15 protein-coding genes are annotated in these 14,981 nt (G+C 61.0%); 9 read left to right on the forward strand and 6 right to left on the reverse strand.

The window, feature by feature from the left end; translation table 11 throughout:
* Positions 1–190 precede the first annotated feature (190 nt).
* Positions 191–394: a hypothetical protein gene (locus ABXR19_RS02520; protein ID WP_354599509.1), complete on the forward strand. Its 204-nt coding sequence runs from the start codon at positions 191–193 to the stop codon at positions 392–394.
* Between the two features lie 74 nt (positions 395–468).
* On the opposite strand, the gene ABXR19_RS02525 is transcribed toward ABXR19_RS02520, so the two are convergent.
* Complete coding sequence (locus tag ABXR19_RS02525; RefSeq protein ID WP_354599510.1) at positions 469–1,317, reverse strand: hypothetical protein; 849 nt, start codon at positions 1,315–1,317, stop codon at positions 469–471.
* 219 nt (positions 1,318–1,536) lie between these two features.
* Positions 1,537–2,706: a class I SAM-dependent methyltransferase gene (locus ABXR19_RS02530; protein WP_354599511.1), complete on the reverse strand. Its 1,170-nt coding sequence runs from the start codon at positions 2,704–2,706 to the stop codon at positions 1,537–1,539.
* Positions 2,707–2,887: 181 nt separating this feature from the next.
* Between ABXR19_RS02530 and ABXR19_RS02535 the strand changes: the two genes are divergently transcribed.
* From ABXR19_RS02535 to ABXR19_RS02545, 3 genes are all read left to right on the forward strand, one after another.
* Entirely contained in the window at positions 2,888–3,484 is a 597-nt protein-coding gene (locus ABXR19_RS02535; RefSeq protein ID WP_354599512.1) for an LON peptidase substrate-binding domain-containing protein, read from the forward strand.
* Between the two features lie 211 nt (positions 3,485–3,695).
* A complete protein-coding gene (locus ABXR19_RS02540) occupies positions 3,696–4,286 on the forward strand; it encodes a hypothetical protein (protein WP_354599513.1) in 591 nt (196 codons plus the stop codon).
* Between the two features lie 20 nt (positions 4,287–4,306).
* Entirely contained in the window at positions 4,307–4,522 is a 216-nt protein-coding gene (locus ABXR19_RS02545) for a ClpX C4-type zinc finger protein (protein WP_354599514.1), read from the forward strand.
* On the opposite strand, the gene mutY is transcribed toward ABXR19_RS02545, so the two are convergent.
* Complete coding sequence (mutY, locus tag ABXR19_RS02550) at positions 4,510–5,541, reverse strand: A/G-specific adenine glycosylase (protein WP_354599515.1); 1,032 nt, start codon at positions 5,539–5,541, stop codon at positions 4,510–4,512. The genes ABXR19_RS02545 and mutY overlap by 13 nt on opposite strands.
* A gap of 394 nt (positions 5,542–5,935) precedes the next feature.
* Here mutY and ABXR19_RS02555 point away from each other — a divergent pair, with 394 nt between their 5' ends.
* The gene (locus ABXR19_RS02555) at positions 5,936–6,424 is read left to right on the forward strand and encodes a flavin reductase family protein (protein WP_354599516.1); all 489 of its coding nucleotides are present in this window, start codon (positions 5,936–5,938) and stop codon (positions 6,422–6,424) included.
* A 168-nt stretch (positions 6,425–6,592) separates the two neighbouring features.
* Positions 6,593–8,257, forward strand: coding sequence for a sensor histidine kinase (locus tag ABXR19_RS02560; protein ID WP_354599517.1), 1,665 nt, complete (start codon positions 6,593–6,595; stop codon positions 8,255–8,257).
* A gap of 207 nt (positions 8,258–8,464) precedes the next feature.
* On the opposite strand, the gene ABXR19_RS02565 is transcribed toward ABXR19_RS02560, so the two are convergent.
* A complete protein-coding gene (locus ABXR19_RS02565) occupies positions 8,465–8,983 on the reverse strand; it encodes a putative toxin-antitoxin system toxin component, PIN family (protein WP_354599518.1) in 519 nt (172 codons plus the stop codon).
* Between the two features lie 172 nt (positions 8,984–9,155).
* Between ABXR19_RS02565 and ABXR19_RS02570 the strand changes: the two genes are divergently transcribed.
* The 3 genes from ABXR19_RS02570 to ABXR19_RS02580 are packed head-to-tail and all read left to right on the forward strand — an operon-like array spanning position 9,156 to position 12,792.
* Complete coding sequence (locus ABXR19_RS02570; RefSeq protein WP_354599519.1) at positions 9,156–10,697, forward strand: ATP-binding protein; 1,542 nt, start codon at positions 9,156–9,158, stop codon at positions 10,695–10,697.
* Positions 10,698–10,704: 7 nt separating this feature from the next.
* Positions 10,705–12,252, forward strand: coding sequence for an HD domain-containing phosphohydrolase (locus ABXR19_RS02575; RefSeq protein WP_354599520.1), 1,548 nt, complete (start codon positions 10,705–10,707; stop codon positions 12,250–12,252).
* Between the two features lie 51 nt (positions 12,253–12,303).
* Complete coding sequence (locus tag ABXR19_RS02580; protein WP_354599521.1) at positions 12,304–12,792, forward strand: reverse transcriptase-like protein; 489 nt, start codon at positions 12,304–12,306, stop codon at positions 12,790–12,792.
* Positions 12,793–13,011: 219 nt separating this feature from the next.
* Here the strand turns inward: ABXR19_RS02580 and ABXR19_RS02585 are convergent, their stop codons facing one another.
* Together ABXR19_RS02585 and ABXR19_RS02590 are read right to left on the reverse strand one after the other, a co-directional pair.
* Positions 13,012–13,215, reverse strand: a complete 204-nt coding sequence (locus ABXR19_RS02585) for a DNA gyrase inhibitor YacG (protein WP_354599522.1) — start codon at positions 13,213–13,215, stop codon at positions 13,012–13,014.
* Positions 13,216–13,243: 28 nt separating this feature from the next.
* On the reverse strand, positions 13,244–14,980 hold the full coding sequence (locus ABXR19_RS02590) for a sensor domain-containing diguanylate cyclase (RefSeq protein WP_354599523.1): 1,737 nt from the start codon (positions 14,978–14,980) through the stop codon (positions 13,244–13,246).
* Between the last annotated feature and the right edge of the window lies 1 nt (position 14,981).

The raw sequence follows: 14,981 nt of genomic DNA on the forward strand, positions 1-14,981 counted from the left end.
TCAGGCTGCCTGTAAACCTGTGAAATCCAGCTCAAGCAGGCGCATATCCGCAGTGACACGAGTTTGCAAACTTGGCATGCGAATATCGTCAAGTTCCTCAACGGCATGCCGTTAGGCCTGATACAGAGCGGCGAATCCGGTCACACGGGCTTCGTATAAAAATCAACCCGGCACGCGAAGGGTGAAAAAAATGAACACGATCACGGGCGATTGCCTGACAACAGAAACGGGCGGCTACAGCGACGAAGTATTGAACGCCAACTGGCTGCCACAAATGGTACTGGCCGCACTGGGCTTGCGCGCCGCAAACCGCACAAACCATGAATGCCCGGCAGTGGATTCAGACAGTGACGCGGAAGATTTCATGAAACGACTTTATCGGGCGCAGGAATAGCAGAAAAGCTCCCGTGCTTTCCACGCAAAAGCGGCGCCACGGCGCCGCTTTTGTTTTGCTGACGGGCAATCAACTCACCGCTTGCGCCCGTTCTGCGCAAGCGGTGGCTCGCTGGCACGCCCAGCCATCTGCACATAGACCAAAGAGGCTTCGTTCATCATCTGGCTGATGCGCTCACTAGTGGTGGCCACATCGCGGCGTAAATTCTCGGAGCTTTTCACGCGATCATTCACCGCCATCTCGAAGAACAGCCACTGCTGACGCGCCAGTTCCAGATTGGCCTTGATTGCCGGCGTATTGTCGCTGGCGCCAGCCAGTTCTTTCAGCCCGGCAGCGAATTCCTTGCGTGTCTGCTCCACGTCCACCTCGGCAGCCTTGCCCCCCTGACCGGCACGGATCTGCATGTAAATCCGCGCCAGGCGCTGCGCTAGCATGTCGTTACGCGAGGCGAGATCGACCAGGCGATACATCGGCGATTCCTGCGCCAGATCGAAGCGCAAGGCCAGCGCCTGCGCGGCAATGGCAATCTGTTCGGCATCGGCTGCAATGCCCTGAGCCTTGCTCGTTTCCAGCGGACTGCTCAAGGTCAGGCGCAGGCCTTCCCATTGCGTGGTGATCCGCCCGACGATGCGCGTTGTGGACGAGTCGCCTTGTGCTGCGCGCGTAACCACGGCCAGATTCTCGTCAAAACTGCGCACCGCCTCAGCCAGCCAGCGCTCGCTCGCTTCGCGCTCGACACCCAGACGCAATTGCAGATAAAGCTTGGCCTGACGTTGCGCCAGACTACGCAACTTGCCCGCCGCTTCGAGCGGGGAAACGCTGACACTGGCGGAACTCGGCGCGGCCAGTGCATTGCAGACAATCGGCAATAAAAGCAAAGAACATGTCGCCAGACGCAACAGTGAGCGCTTAAAAGTGTGCATGCCTTATGACCAAAGCAGTAGAAACAAGGTAAGCATTCTGGGCGCCGAATGTTACACAAAGATGAAAAGTAACAATTACCCAAAAATCTTGAGGCACGGCCAAGAGGAGCCCCCTGCCTTGCTCTACAGCACCCTGCTGCGTAGATCCTTACTGATCGCGGCTCACCACGAAGCCTGCTCCAAGACCCTTTACGGGAGCAGCTCTTCAGGCCTTCCTATTTACAAAACATGACTACGTTCGCCTGTCCGCAGCCCGACCAGCAAAGGCAGGTTCAGCTCACGCCCGAGGATCAGCACCTTGAACAGCTCGCCCATCTCGTGCGGGGCGATCAGGCGCAGGGCCGCTCGGGCGGCGCGCAGATACGGCGCTTGGTCACTGGGGCCGACCGCCGTGAGTAATTCGAGCAAGCCACAGTCCGTCAGGAAGCTGGCCTGGGTCGTATAACCCTCGACACTCAGGCCGGCCGCAAACGCCGCATCGGCAATCGCGGTGAAATCGACGAAAGAGGTGATGTCGTTCAGCCCCGGCCACAGCAATACATCCGGATGCGCGCGATGGCGGTAGTAACACTGCAGCGTGCCGGAGCTACGGCTGGGCAGGTAATACTCGGCCTGCGGATAGCCGTAGTCGATGAGGATGATCGCGCCCTGCGTCAAGCGCGGCGCCCAGCCGGCGACCCAGGCCTGGGCGGCAAGACAGATTTCGCTGAGGTATTCGCCCTCGCTCGGCATTTCCACTGCCAGCGCCTCGGCAGCGGCCAGCAAACGCCCTGCGGCCGGCTGATCGCGCCAGGTAAAACCACCTTCATCATCCAGGCACACACCGCGCTCGAAAATCTCACCGTCACGCCACACCAGCAGCTGCACCGGCATCACATCCAGCACTTCGTTGGCGAGAATGCAGCCGGCAAAAGCCTCGGGCAGAGCATCCAGCCAGCTGACTCGCTCGACCAGATGCGGCACGCGTTCGCGCAGGATTTCGGCCTGGCGCACGCGCAGCTCGCCGGAGAGTTCGAGGATGGCGTAGCTGTCCGGCAAAGCGCCCCGCGCCTCCAGTTCCAGCAGCAGATCACAAGCCAGCAGACCAGTGCCGGCGCCGACTTCGATCACCTGCGGCGCGGATGCGGCCAACACCTGTTGCACCTGAGCTGCCAGCGAACGGCCAAACAGCGGCGTGATTTCCGGCGCGGTGACGAAGTCGCCATCCGGCCCGAACTTGTGCGAGCCACCGCTGTAATAGCCCAAGCCCGGTGCGAACAGCGCCAGCTCCATGAAACGGGCGAAGCTCAGCCAGCCGCCGCTGGAGCGGATTTCATCGGCGATGCGGGATGACAGGTGAGCGGAGTGTTCCAGCGCGTCGGCGCCGGGCAGAGGGAGCTGGTTTTGCATGAGGGCGATTTTATCGCCAGGGCAAAGAGGCTGAGCGTTTTTCTGCAGGCGCTAGCGAAGCTGGCGATACGGCCATCAATAAGGGGCTCCCATCGCCAGCTTCGCCAGCTCCTACAGGGAACCTACGCCCGCTGACCGCGTAACGTACAATTCGCCCGTCCTCCCGCCGATGCCCACGAACATGTCCGAACCCGTCCGCCTGCCGCTTTTCCCTCTCAACGCCGTGCTCTTTCCTCTGGGAAGAATGGGCCTGCGGATTTTCGAGGTGCGCTATCTGGACATGATTGCGCGCTGCATGAAGGCCGATGCGCCCTTCGGCATCTGCCTGATCGCCGAGGGCGAGGAAGTCGGCACGCCAGCCATCCCGCACAAGATCGGCACCGAAGCGCGCATCGTGGATTGGGACATGAGCGAGCCCGGCATCCTCGGCCTCACCGTGCGCGGCGGGCGACGTTTCCGCGTACTGGAACAAGTAGAAGAGGAGCCAGGGACGATTACCGGCATCGTGCAGTGGTTTGACGAGCCCCCCGCAGAAGCGGTCAGCGAGGATCACGCAGCCCTGCTGCCACTGCTGAAAGTGGTCATCGCGGATGCTGGCGAAAAAGTGATCGCCCGCCCTTGGGCGCTGGATGATGCGGACTGGGTGGGCTACCGCTACGCCGAAATCCTGCCGATCCCGAAAATTGCGCGGCAACGCCTGCTCGAACTCGAAGATGCCGACCTGCGCCTGGCGATCATTCACGAGTATCTGGTTGAGCACGGCTTGCTCAAGGACTGATTTCTCGCCCGACCGCGAAGTCCGAAAAAGTGCCAAATAGTTGGCATTTCACTGCAAATACTGCAGCAAACCCGGACCTGCGGCGCCTGTTGCGGGTCCTGTGGGGCGTCAAAACAAGCCGCTCGCGCGATAATCGCCTATCCCCCGCGCATTGCATTATTCAATGGACTCCCTTCATTTCAGCCTGAACTGGTTTTCATGGCTCCCCTCTGTGATTACCGCTTTGCTCATCGGCGGCGGCCTGGGCTGGCTGCTGGCGTTATGCCTGCGCCACGCCTTTATTCACCTGCCCGGACTACGTCCGGGCTTGATCTGGCTGCCCTGGCGCAGCCTGCTGATCCTGAGTTTGCTGGCCTGCAACCCCAGCCTCCTGCTCGCCCTCGGTCAGGATCTGTGGGCCGGGCTGGGCGACAACTTCATGTCAGGCGGTCTGCTGAACGGTTTGACCCTCCTCGCCCTGACCTGCCGGGCAGGTTTACTCGCGCTCATGATCATGGCGATAACATCGCTCAACACCGGACAAACGGAACACTGGCTGGATCGCGCGGTGGCATTGCTGCGCAGCCTGTGCCTGCTGGCCGCCGGCATGCTGATCGAACTGGAACAGTTCAGCGGATCAGGCCTTGGGTCTGAATTAATCCGGCGCTACATGGAATTCGATAACGCAGGCGCAGTCGAAGTCTGGCGCGTTATTTTGCAAAGCCTGCTTCTGCTGGACCTGAGCCTTGGCGCCTTGCAGCTTGGCCTGGGGCTATTGAGCCGCTCGCTCGGTCAAGCGACGCCCGCAAGCACACCCGATTGAAACCGTTTCAGGAGAACCGGATGAACACACCCAACACCATGGATTTCAGCAAAACCATGCTGGAACTGAATGACGCACTCGCCCAACTGCGTGAGCGCGATGAGGACGAAGCCTCCTGCTCCTTCTGCGGCAAACGCCAATCCGACGTCAGCATGCTGGTGCCCGGCCCGAATTCAGTCTGCATCTGCGATCTGTGCGTGGAACGCGCGGCAAAACTGATTGGTCAGCGCGCCTGAAGTATCTTGAGGATCGGCGCAGGCAGGCCGACCTTTTCCAGCTCATCCAGAGCAACCCAGCGCAAGACCGGCTCATGCGCCATCACCGGCATGGCCGGCAGCTCCGCCAGCCAGGGCGTCAACGTCAGGGTGAAATGCGTAAAGCTGTGGCGCAGGCTCGGTAACTCGCGACAATCCGGCACCGCTATTCCCAGACGCCGTAATGCCGTCTGCGCGCCCGATTCGCCTTCGACCATTTCCGGCAGGCTGAACAAGCCCCCCCAGATCCCTGTCGCCGGTCTCTGCTCCAACAGCACCGCCCCGCCAGCCTTGACCAGCAGCACCCCGCAAGAGCGTTGCGGGACGGCCTTCTTTGGGCGTCGAGCCGGGAGATCCCCCTCCCGCGCCGTTCTGCGGGCAACGCAGGTTTCACTCACCGGGCATTCACCGCAGCGCGGCCTGCTGCGCGTACACAGCGTGGCCCCCAGATCCATCTGCGCCTGTGGGTAGATTTCGATGCCAGTCGCCGGCAGCAAAGATTCCGCCAACGCCCACAAACGCAGCTCGACCGCGCGCTCTCCCGGAAATCCCTCGATGCCGAACTGACGACACAGCACGCGCTTGACGTTGCCATCCAGAATCGCCACCCGCTCGCCAAAACAGAAGGACGCAATCGCCGCCGCAGTGGAACGGCCGATACCCGGCAGCTCGACCAGCTGCGCCGCCGAGCGCGGGAATATCCCGTCATGCGCACGGACTACAGCCTGCGCCGCCCGGTGCAGATTGCGCGCCCGGGCGTAATATCCCAGCCCCGTCCACAGCGCCAGCACCGCCTCCAGCGGCGCGGCGGCAAGACTCGTCACAGTCGGAAAATGCTCAAGGAAGCGCTGGTAATACGGGATCACCGTATCAACCTGTGTCTGCTGCAACATGATCTCCGAAAGCCAGACACGGTAAGGGTCTTGCGTATTCTGCCAGGGCAGGTCGTGGCGGCCATTCTCGGCATGCCAGGCAATCAGGCGGGAAGCGAATTCACTCATCCGACGAGACTAACATGCAGCTGCCTGCGGCAGAGTTCTGAGCAATGAGGATTGAGTGCTGAGTGGCACGCTTGCAAAGCCGCGCCCGTTTTTCACAGGGCGGACGAGCGCAGCGAATTCCACCAACGATCCAGCAGATCGCCTTGCCCCGCTAGATAAATACCCATCCGGCGGAATTCGCTACGCTCGCCCGCCCTAGGTTATAGATCTGAGCATGCTCGCAAAGCCGCGCCCGCATTGCCTCTACAGCAGACCCACCCGAACATCGAATACCGGCGCGGATCTACAAGCATGCCCACTCAGCACTCAATCCTCAGCACTCGGCACTCCGCCGCAGGCGGCCTTTTTGGCGGATAATCCGCGCCTCCCTCGCCCATACTTTGCCGCAAGCCCCATGAGCACGCCTGCCCTGTCTTTCGATTCCACCACTTTTCGCCGCACCCTGGGCATGTTCGCCACCGGCATCACGGTGATCACGGCTCGCGCCAAAGATGGCAGCCTGATCGGTCTGACGGTCAGCTCCTTCAATTCGGTGTCGCTCAATCCGCCGCTGATCGTATGGAGCCTGGCCAATACCAGCACGGTGCGCGCCGTACTCGAAGACTGCGCGTACTACGCGGTCAATGTACTGGCGGACGATCAGGAAGCGCTCTCCAACCTGTTTGCGAGCAAGGCGGCCGACCGCTTTGCGGGCGTGGACTGGGAACCTGGCCTGGGCGGGGCGCCTGTGCTGGCGGGTTGCTGCGCAGTGTTCGAGGTGCGCAATACGCTGCGCTATCCGGGCGGAGATCATCTGATTTTCGTCGGCGAAGTCGAACGCTGCGACCGTGCGGATCGCGCCCCACTGCTATTTTTCAACGGCCAATACCGCCGCTTGCCCTGATCGCATCAGGCTTTATTCCAACTCCAGATAGAGACGAGATGCGAAGACGAGCCGCAGACAGCCCCTGAAGCACGGCAAGGCGAAGTCAACAAAGTATCGTTTCTATCTGGAGTTGGAATTACTGCCCGTTCGCCCGCTTGTGATGCATCTGGCAGGCGGCCAGACTGAGTGTCCCGCAGTCTTTCGGACATCCGCTCAGTCAACATGAGCCCGCACCGCCCCACCTCCAGTGCCAGCCCCCAAGGCTTCTTCCGCCTGCTGCCACGCACTGTGCGGGGTGCGGCGATTCTGGCCCTGGTGCTCGGCCTGGCGATTCCCAGTCTGCTGGCCTATTTCATCGAGCAACGCCTGAGCGTACAAGCCGCCCGCCATGAAATCCGGCTTGACCTGCGCAACGCCGTCGAAACCCTGGCCCTGAGCATGCGCCCGCTGCTATGGGAGCTGTCCCGCGAAAATGCCGAAGCGGTCGCCCAGGCTACCCTCAACGATGAGCGTTACGTCTCGATCACGATCACCAGCGGGCTGGACGCACAGCCCTTCGTCAAACTGGAACGACCAGCCAATGCCGAGAATGCGGCCGCAGAACTGGCCAGCGACGAGCGTGATGTCCTGCACGAAGGCAAGGTGATCGGAAAACTCGTGGTCACCATGAGCACGGCCCCCTACCTGGCCGCGAGCCAGCGGGCCCTGCGCTGGAACACGCTACGCGTCGCAGTCATGCTGATCTGCTCCATAGGCCTGATCCTGCTGGTATTGCAGCGCCGCCTGTTTGCCCCGCTACAACAACTCACCCAGGCCACCAACCGCATCGCCAACAAGCAATTCGCCACCCCCATTCAATTACCGCTGGATGATGAGTTTGGCGATGCTGGCGCCGCCATGGAACAGATGCGGCTGGCCTTGCTTGAAACCTTTGATGCGCTAGGCGAGAAAAACCGCGAACTGGCCGACCACGCCGGACATCTGGAGCAGCGCGTCACCGAGCGCACTCTCGCCCTGTCACACGCCAATGTCGAACTGCAGGGCGCATTGCAGCAGCTGCAGACGGCACAGGACAGCCTGGTCGAATCAGAAAAACTTGCCTCGCTGGGCCGTCTGGTCGCTGGCGTGGCGCATGAATTGAACACGCCGATCGGCAACGCCATGACTGTTGCATCCACGCTGGAGGAGCACTACCGTTCGCTGTTAACTGCTATGGAAGCCGGCACCCTGAAACGCTCGACCATGCAGGAGCTCCTCAACAGTACGCGTGACGGGCAGCAGTTGGTCTACCGCAATCTGGCGCGCGCGGCAGAGATCATTCAGCACTTCAAACAACTGGCCATCGACCAGACCAGCGAGATGCGCCGGAAGTTCGATCTGGCCGAAATGCTGGAAGAAGTGCTGATCACCCTGCGCCCGCACTTCAGGCATTCGCATCTGCAACTGGAGATTGATGTAGCGCCCGGCATCCTGATGGACGGCTTCCCCGGCCCGCTCGGTCAGGTCGTCACCAATCTGGCCCTGAACGCCGCTTTCCACGCCTTCCCGCACCCGGAAGCAAACCATCGGGTGCACCTCAAAGTGAGTCTCACCGGGCCACAACAGGTGCTTCTCTGTGTCATGGACAACGGCATCGGCATGACCGAGGACGTCCGCAAGCACGCCTTCGACCCCTTCTTCACAACCAAGTTAGGGCAAGGCGGTTCGGGACTGGGATTGCACATTGTGCGCAACATCGTCACCGGCCTGCTTGGTGGTCAGATCGAATTGCTCACCGAAGACGGTAAGGGCTGTGAATTCCGCATCACCCTGCCGCTATGTGCGCCCGGTCAAGAAGTCGTCGCTCCGTAAACGGGAGCGGCCACAGAAGCGATCCGGTGGCCGCAAACAATTCCAATTCCAGATAGAGACGAGCCGCAGACACTGCTGTAGCACGGCAAAGCGCAGTCAACAAAGTATCGTTTCTATCTGGAGTTTGAATAAGGTGAGCGGCGTTTTGATGCACGTACGTCCCTGGCATCGCCGCCTGGCCGGTAGCGTGCCGCCGCTCTCCAGTGCTTACGGCGCAGAGGCTGCGGACTTGAGCGCAGCTTCCCCGGAAGCTTTCAGCGCCAGCAGCAGGCGCTCCGGCGTCAGGATGGCGATGCGCCCACGCAAGGGCTGCTTGCGTGCCAGCGCGAGCAAGAGCTTGTCACGCGTCACCAGCACCTCCACCGCAGCATCCCAGGCCGCCGTAACGAACTTCTGATCGTCGCGATCCTTGCAGCGCGGCAGCGTCGCAGCAAATTCGATTTGTGCCGCATCAGGCTCGGGCAGGCACTGCGCTAATCCCGCGTAAGTGGCGTGGATCGCAAGCTGACGCTCGGGCGCAATCGCAAACTGATGGTAGGCCAGCACCCGCTGCAGCTCGTCCAGACAATCCGCACGCGTGAACAGGAGAGCACGCTCTTCCGCAATGAAAGCAGCAAGTTCAGACAGTTTAGGGTCCACGAAATGCCACAGCGCCATCACCACATTGGTATCAAGCAGCAGACGCAAGGGGCGAGAGGAGTCGTAACAAGGCAATAAATCAGGCATGGCCGGATTTTATTCGGTTTTCAGCCGGAGCTTCTTTCAACAGCTCGAAACAGGCTTCGCGACACACGCCGCCTCGCCCTGCCCGCAAGTGCATGGCCGCTACGTCGGGATGATTTTCCGCCGTAGACACAGAACGAGCGCCCGAGTCGCGCCTACGCTTCATGGAGACCTCATGCCCACACCGGCACAACCCCAGCATCAAGCCACGCTACGGCAACCGGTGTCCTTCGGCACCTGGCTGCTGCTGATGGGCGTGTGGGTGCTGCTGATCGCCGGATCGATGATTTTCAGCGTGAGCCAGATCCACGCCCGCACGACAGAACTGATGCGCGAAGGGGCACGCAACGTATTCCATACCATCGTGGCCGCACGTCAGTGGAATGCCGATTCTCAGGGCGTGTATGTCATCACGGACAAGGCAACGAGTGCCAACCTGCATCTGAAAACACCGGATCGCGACATTGTCACGACTGATGGCAGGCAGCTCACCCGCATCAATCCCGCCTACATGACGCGCCTGATCGCGCAAGCGATTGCCCGCAACTCGAATCTGCAGGTGCGTATCCCCAGCCTGAAGCCCATCAATCCGCTCAATGCCCCCGATGACTGGGAGGCACACGCTTTGCTGAGCTTCGAGCAAGGCGGCAGCGAAATATCTGCGTTGACGACGCGTGCCGATGGCAATCAGGAGTTTCGCTACATTGCTCCGCTGAAGGTCGTTGCAAGCTGCCAGAACTGTCATTCCGAACAGAGCTACAAGATCGGCGATGTGCGCGGCGGCATCAGCATCAGCCAGGCCTACGCCCCCGCGGCAGCGGCTGCTCGCCAGGAAATAATCCAGACTGCCCTGCGCCATTTGCTGGTCTTCGCGCTGCTGGCGGGCCTGAGCTATGCACTGCTGAAGCAGTTACGCAGACGCTGGGCCGAAACCGAGCAAAGTTTGAATGCAAAGGTACAAACCGAAAAAATGGCCTCGCTCGGGCGCCTGGTTACCGGTCTGGCTCACGAGCTCGACATCCCGATCAGTGTCGCCGTCAACGCCGTCTCACAAGGAAAACTCTGCTCAGAGACTCTCTGTCGACAACTGGAGCAGGACGAGATCCCGTCCGACGCGCTACGCCAAGGACTCAGCAGCCTGCAGCACAACGCCAACCAGGCACTGCGCTGCCTGCATCGGGCGGAAAGCCTGTTACAAGGCTTCAAACATTCATCCCTTGGCATCAATCAGGAAGAAAGCCGGCGCTTCGATCTGGCCGAGCTGATTACCGACACACTCCAGCCCCTGCACGACATCTACCAGCACTGTGCCGAGATCGAGGTGATTTGCCCGCCAGGCACTGAAATGAGCGGCGAGCCCGGCCTGCTCGAACAGATTTTCACCAATCTGCTGCGCAACAGCGTGCAGCACGGCTTCAAGGATGGCGCGCGTCAGGGCAGCATCCGCATCGAAGTCGCTGCACTGGAGGACAACACCCTGCGCATCAGCTACGCCGACGACGGTGCAGGCATGTCGGCAGAAACGCTGACCCATGTCTTCGAGCCCTTCTTCAGCACATGCCCCGACAGCAATGGCCGGGGACTCGGCCTATACATCTGCTATAGCCTCGTCACCACGCGGCTGGGCGGCAGCGTCCGCTGCGACAGTCTGCCCGGTGGCGGCACCCACTTCCTGATCACACTGCCGGTCTCTCTCAACAACCCCAAAAATCAGTGAGTACGCCATGAGCATCGAGAATGACGACATGTTCCTGCAGGAAGACACAGCGCAGCCCCAAGCCCCCCGCTACACTTGGAAGCTGCTGGTCGTGGATGATGAACCCGACGTGCGCGCGGTAACCCGCATGAGCCTGCGCAACTTCACGTTTGCCGAACGTTCCCTCGAATTCATCGAAGCCTCTTCGGCCGCCGAAGCCCTCGAAAAGCTCGAAGAACATCCAGATATTGCCGTAGCCCTGATCGACGTGGTAATGGAAACCGACGACGCCGGCCTGAAACTGGTCGAAGCCATCCGGGAGCGCTATCACAATAGTCTGATCCGCCTGATCATCCGCACCGGCCAGCCGGGCGCCGCGCCCGAGCGATTCGTGATCGACCACTATGACATTGACGATTACAAAGACAAAACCGAACTCACCACCACACGCCTCTACACCACCGTACGCAGCGCACTCAAGGCTTACCGCGACCTGTGCGCCATCGACATCAACCGCATGGGCCTGGAACGCCTGCTGGAAATTGCGCCAGAGATCTACCGCCTGTCCAACATGTCGCTGCAGCAATTCTTCTCCGGCGTACTCACCCAGGTGGTCGGCCTGTGTCACCTCTCACCCACCTCCTTCATCTCCACCATCGAAGGCGTGATTTCCACCGTCGAATGCGGCGAAAAGGCCGTGCACGCGGCCACCGGACACTTCATCGAATCCGAGCGTTTTCACGAAATCCACCTTCAGTTCTGCGAGGCGATCCAGACAGGAACCGAACCCACACTCCTGCGCGAGCACGCCTTCATCGTTCCTATCAAGCCCCAGAACAAGCCCGAAGGCTATATCTATATCGAACCGACCATCCCGCTTAACGCCGACGACAAACGCCTGATCCGCCTGACCGCCCAGCAATGCGGCCACGCGCTGGACAACCTGCGCCTGCACATCGATCTGGCCAACGCCTTTCGCTACGCCATCGACATGCTCGCCGAAGTCGCCGAATTCAAGGATCGCACCACCGGCCGACACATCGAACGGATTGCCAGCTATACCGAAAAACTGGCACTAGCGATGGGCTGCTCCTGCGCGGAAGCCGAGCACATGGGCGTTTCCAGCCGCCTGCACGATGTCGGCAAGATCGGCATTCCCGACGATATTCTCGGCAAGCCGGGCAAGCTGACGCCCGAAGAACTCCAGACCATGCAGACGCACCCGCGCATCGGTGGCAGCATTCTCGGCCACGACCGGGCCATGAACCTCGCCCGCGCCATTGCAATGAGCCATCACGAACGCTGGGACGGCAACGGCTACCCGCAGGGCATAGCCTCACAACAATTTCCACTGGCCGTACGCATCGTCAGCATCGTGGATGTATTCGACGCACTGGTCAGTCACCGCCCGTACAAGGAACCCTGGGACGTGCCAAGGGCGCGCGCTACCATCGTGGAGGGCAGCGGCAGCCAGTTCGATCCGGCCGTAGTCGAGGCTTTCCTGGGTCTGCTCGATGCCGGTGAATTCGATGCCATGATCGCCGAGGCGGGCAGCAAGCTGGAAACCTCGGCCTGAGGCCTGCACAGAGCTCTCCGCAAACGCCGGCAAACAGACTAAGCTGGCGCCATGCCCTGCTCCCGGAACCGCGCCCAGCCTGCCTCCCCAAGCCCCCTGCCGGAAGAAGCATGGCAGGCCTGGTGCGACGGCACGGCCCGCCCCAACCCCGGCCAGATCGGCCTCGGCGCGATCCTGCGCAGCCCGGCCGGCGAGGTACATTCCCTCTCGCAACGCAGCGTCAATCAAGGCTGCAACAACGAAGCCGAAGCCCTGGCGCTGCTCGCCACACTTGAACTGGCCCTGAGTCTGGATGTGCGCCAACTGCGCGTACATTGCGACAGCGACGTAGTCGTGCGCCTTGCTCAGGATGCGACCAGCACCGAAGCCGCTCGCCTCGCCCCGCTATTTGCGCAGGTACGCGAACGCATCGCCAGATTTGAACACGTGGAAATGAAATGGCTGCCGCAGCATCGCAATAACGAAGCCGACCAGCTCGCCCGCCAAGCCTTGGGCCTGCCGCCCCGCGCGCCTGCAAAACCGAAGCATAAAAACCGCTGAAACACCTGCCCGAAGACCCGCACCTACATTGGGCTTGCAGGCAGGCACAGCGAAGAGGCAAGCCAGGTGCGGCTCTGCAGACACGTGCAAACCGCCCTCTCCCGCAAGCGGGCGAAGGAAACAGCCAAGGTCCGCACCGCCCTTACTCAGTCCTCAGCACTCATTGCTCAGCACTCTGCCGTAGGCAGCAAGCTCAGCACTCTGCCGCTGGCAGAAAGCTCAGTCCTGCGTCGGATCCACATCCGGCAAACTGCCATCCTGCCCAGCGACCCGATAGCTTTCGGCAGCCCAGGCACCGATATCGATGAGGCGGCAGCGATCCGAACAGAAAGGACGATACCGGCTCTCCGGCGTCCAGGGAACGGATTTGGCACAGGTCGGGCAGGCCACGATGCGGGGCGCCGGGGTTTTGGCTTGGGTCACAGGAATTTCTTTCGGGATGATGTGGGAATCAGCTGCGGCCAGCCATGGCCCAGCAGTTCTTGCCCTCATTCTTGGCCTGATACATGGCCTGATCGGCGGCATGAATCAGGGCTTCGGAATCGTGGCCATTCACCGGCGTCATGGCGATACCCAGGCTGATGGTGACGTGTGTGCTGCGCCCGTCGAATTCGAAGGCCAGTGAAGCGACCTTATTCACCACACGACGAGCCAGATGCGTCAGGCAGTCGGTGCTGGGCTGTGCAATCAGGATGGCAAACTCATCGCCGCCCAGACGAAACAATAATTCATTGCGGCGAATGACCTGATCGACCTCGCTGGCAATGCGCTGCAGGACCTGATCGCCGGCGTAATGGCCGAAGGCATCATTGACCTCCTTGAAACCATCCAGGTCAAACAGGATCAGGCCTAGATGCTCGCCCCTGCGCACCGACTCGGCCAGTTGGCGACCAATATCTTCGAGAAAGCGCCGGCGATTATAGAGATTGGTCAGCGGATCGCGTTCGGCCAGTTCCGTCAGTTTTTCCTTGGCATGCAAGGATTCGGTAATGTCTTCATAAATCCACACCCGGCCAATCGGGCGGCCGCCATCCGAGGCCGGCACAAGCGATGAAACCTCGCGCACGACCCGTCCGTCGACACAGTGAATGTCGTACTGCGCACCCTCACTGCGCTGGGCGACAACCTGTTCAACATGCTGATGATAGGCATCGGCATCAATCCGCAAAGCCGCCGTTGCCTGGAGTACCGCATCGTCACGCATGCCGATCACCGCAGCACGTTCACCCAGTTGCCACATGTCGCAACACGTCTGGTTGATGTACACCACGCGCCGGTCACGATCCACAAAGAGAATGCCTACGGACAGGATCTCCAGCAAAGCCGAAAGACGCATCCGCTCGTCATTGCTGCGGCCCAGATAATGCTCTTTCAGTGCCTGTGCACGGCGCAGCGCCGCGACAGTTTCCAGCAGCTTCAAATCCGCATCCTTGCGCGGCTGGATATCCTGTGCCGAGAAACGCAATCCGCTTATCTCACCCGCCTTGTCATGCAGTGGATAGCAACGGCAGCTGCACCAGAACACCGACTCGTCCTTGCGTTGCACGCGCAGCTCGACGCTGTCCAGCGCCTCACCCTGCAAGGCACGCGCCATCATGTCGCGCAGGGTTGGCCGATCCCGGTTATAGATCCACAGTTCCACCGGATCGACGGCGGCCAGACACGCCTCCTGCGAATACCCGGTCAAAGTCTGCATGCCCGGATTCACCCAGCGCAAGCGCCCATCCAGCCCGAAAACCAACTCCAGCCCGAGCATGTCTTCGGCCAGCTGGCGGTAATACTCCACCTCCTGCTGCAAGCTGACGATGCGCGCATCGCGGGGGTCCAGCAACTGGCGCAGGCCGGCATGCATCTGATCAAACAAGGGCCAGTCATAACTGTCCAAGGGTGCCAGCACGCCGGTGCGCACGCAGCTTTCAATACTGTGCGCCATACGCCGCGCGTGCGACATCGCCAGCTCCCGCGCGATGAGAAAGGCAAACAGCACCAGCGCCCACACCAACACGCCAATCACAACGGCTTCCAGCGCATCGAGGCCCGCCACACGTTCTGAACGCAAATCCAGAGCGAAATCGAGCAGCCCTGCCAGAACCCCCGTCGCCACGGCATACAGCTGGCAGGTCAGAATCCAGCGCCGCAGCGTCAGGCCTTGCGGGACAAAAATGGCAGGATCCGGGAGCAGTCTCACA

Origin of the sequence: Uliginosibacterium flavum, assembly GCF_040566545.1 — a bacterium.
Classification (GTDB): Bacteria; Pseudomonadota; Gammaproteobacteria; order Burkholderiales; family Rhodocyclaceae; genus Uliginosibacterium; species Uliginosibacterium flavum.

Excerpts from the sequence above, each read along its gene's own strand:
- ABXR19_RS02520 (WP_354599509.1), top strand. The coding sequence starts at position 191 with ATGAACACGATCACGGGCGATTGCCTGACAACAGAAACGGGCGGCTAC.
- ABXR19_RS02525 (WP_354599510.1), bottom strand. The coding sequence starts at position 1,317 with ATGCACACTTTTAAGCGCTCACTGTTGCGTCTGGCGACATGTTCTTTG.
- ABXR19_RS02530 (WP_354599511.1), bottom strand. The coding sequence starts at position 2,706 with ATGCAAAACCAGCTCCCTCTGCCCGGCGCCGACGCGCTGGAACACTCC.
- ABXR19_RS02535 (WP_354599512.1), top strand. The coding sequence starts at position 2,888 with ATGTCCGAACCCGTCCGCCTGCCGCTTTTCCCTCTCAACGCCGTGCTC.
- ABXR19_RS02545 (WP_354599514.1), top strand. The coding sequence starts at position 4,307 with ATGAACACACCCAACACCATGGATTTCAGCAAAACCATGCTGGAACTG.
- mutY (WP_354599515.1), bottom strand. The coding sequence starts at position 5,541 with ATGAGTGAATTCGCTTCCCGCCTGATTGCCTGGCATGCCGAGAATGGC.
- ABXR19_RS02555 (WP_354599516.1), top strand. The coding sequence starts at position 5,936 with ATGAGCACGCCTGCCCTGTCTTTCGATTCCACCACTTTTCGCCGCACC.
- ABXR19_RS02565 (WP_354599518.1), bottom strand. The coding sequence starts at position 8,983 with ATGCCTGATTTATTGCCTTGTTACGACTCCTCTCGCCCCTTGCGTCTG.
- ABXR19_RS02570 (WP_354599519.1), top strand. The coding sequence starts at position 9,156 with ATGCCCACACCGGCACAACCCCAGCATCAAGCCACGCTACGGCAACCG.
- ABXR19_RS02575 (WP_354599520.1), top strand. The coding sequence starts at position 10,705 with ATGAGCATCGAGAATGACGACATGTTCCTGCAGGAAGACACAGCGCAG.
- ABXR19_RS02580 (WP_354599521.1), top strand. The coding sequence starts at position 12,304 with ATGCCCTGCTCCCGGAACCGCGCCCAGCCTGCCTCCCCAAGCCCCCTG.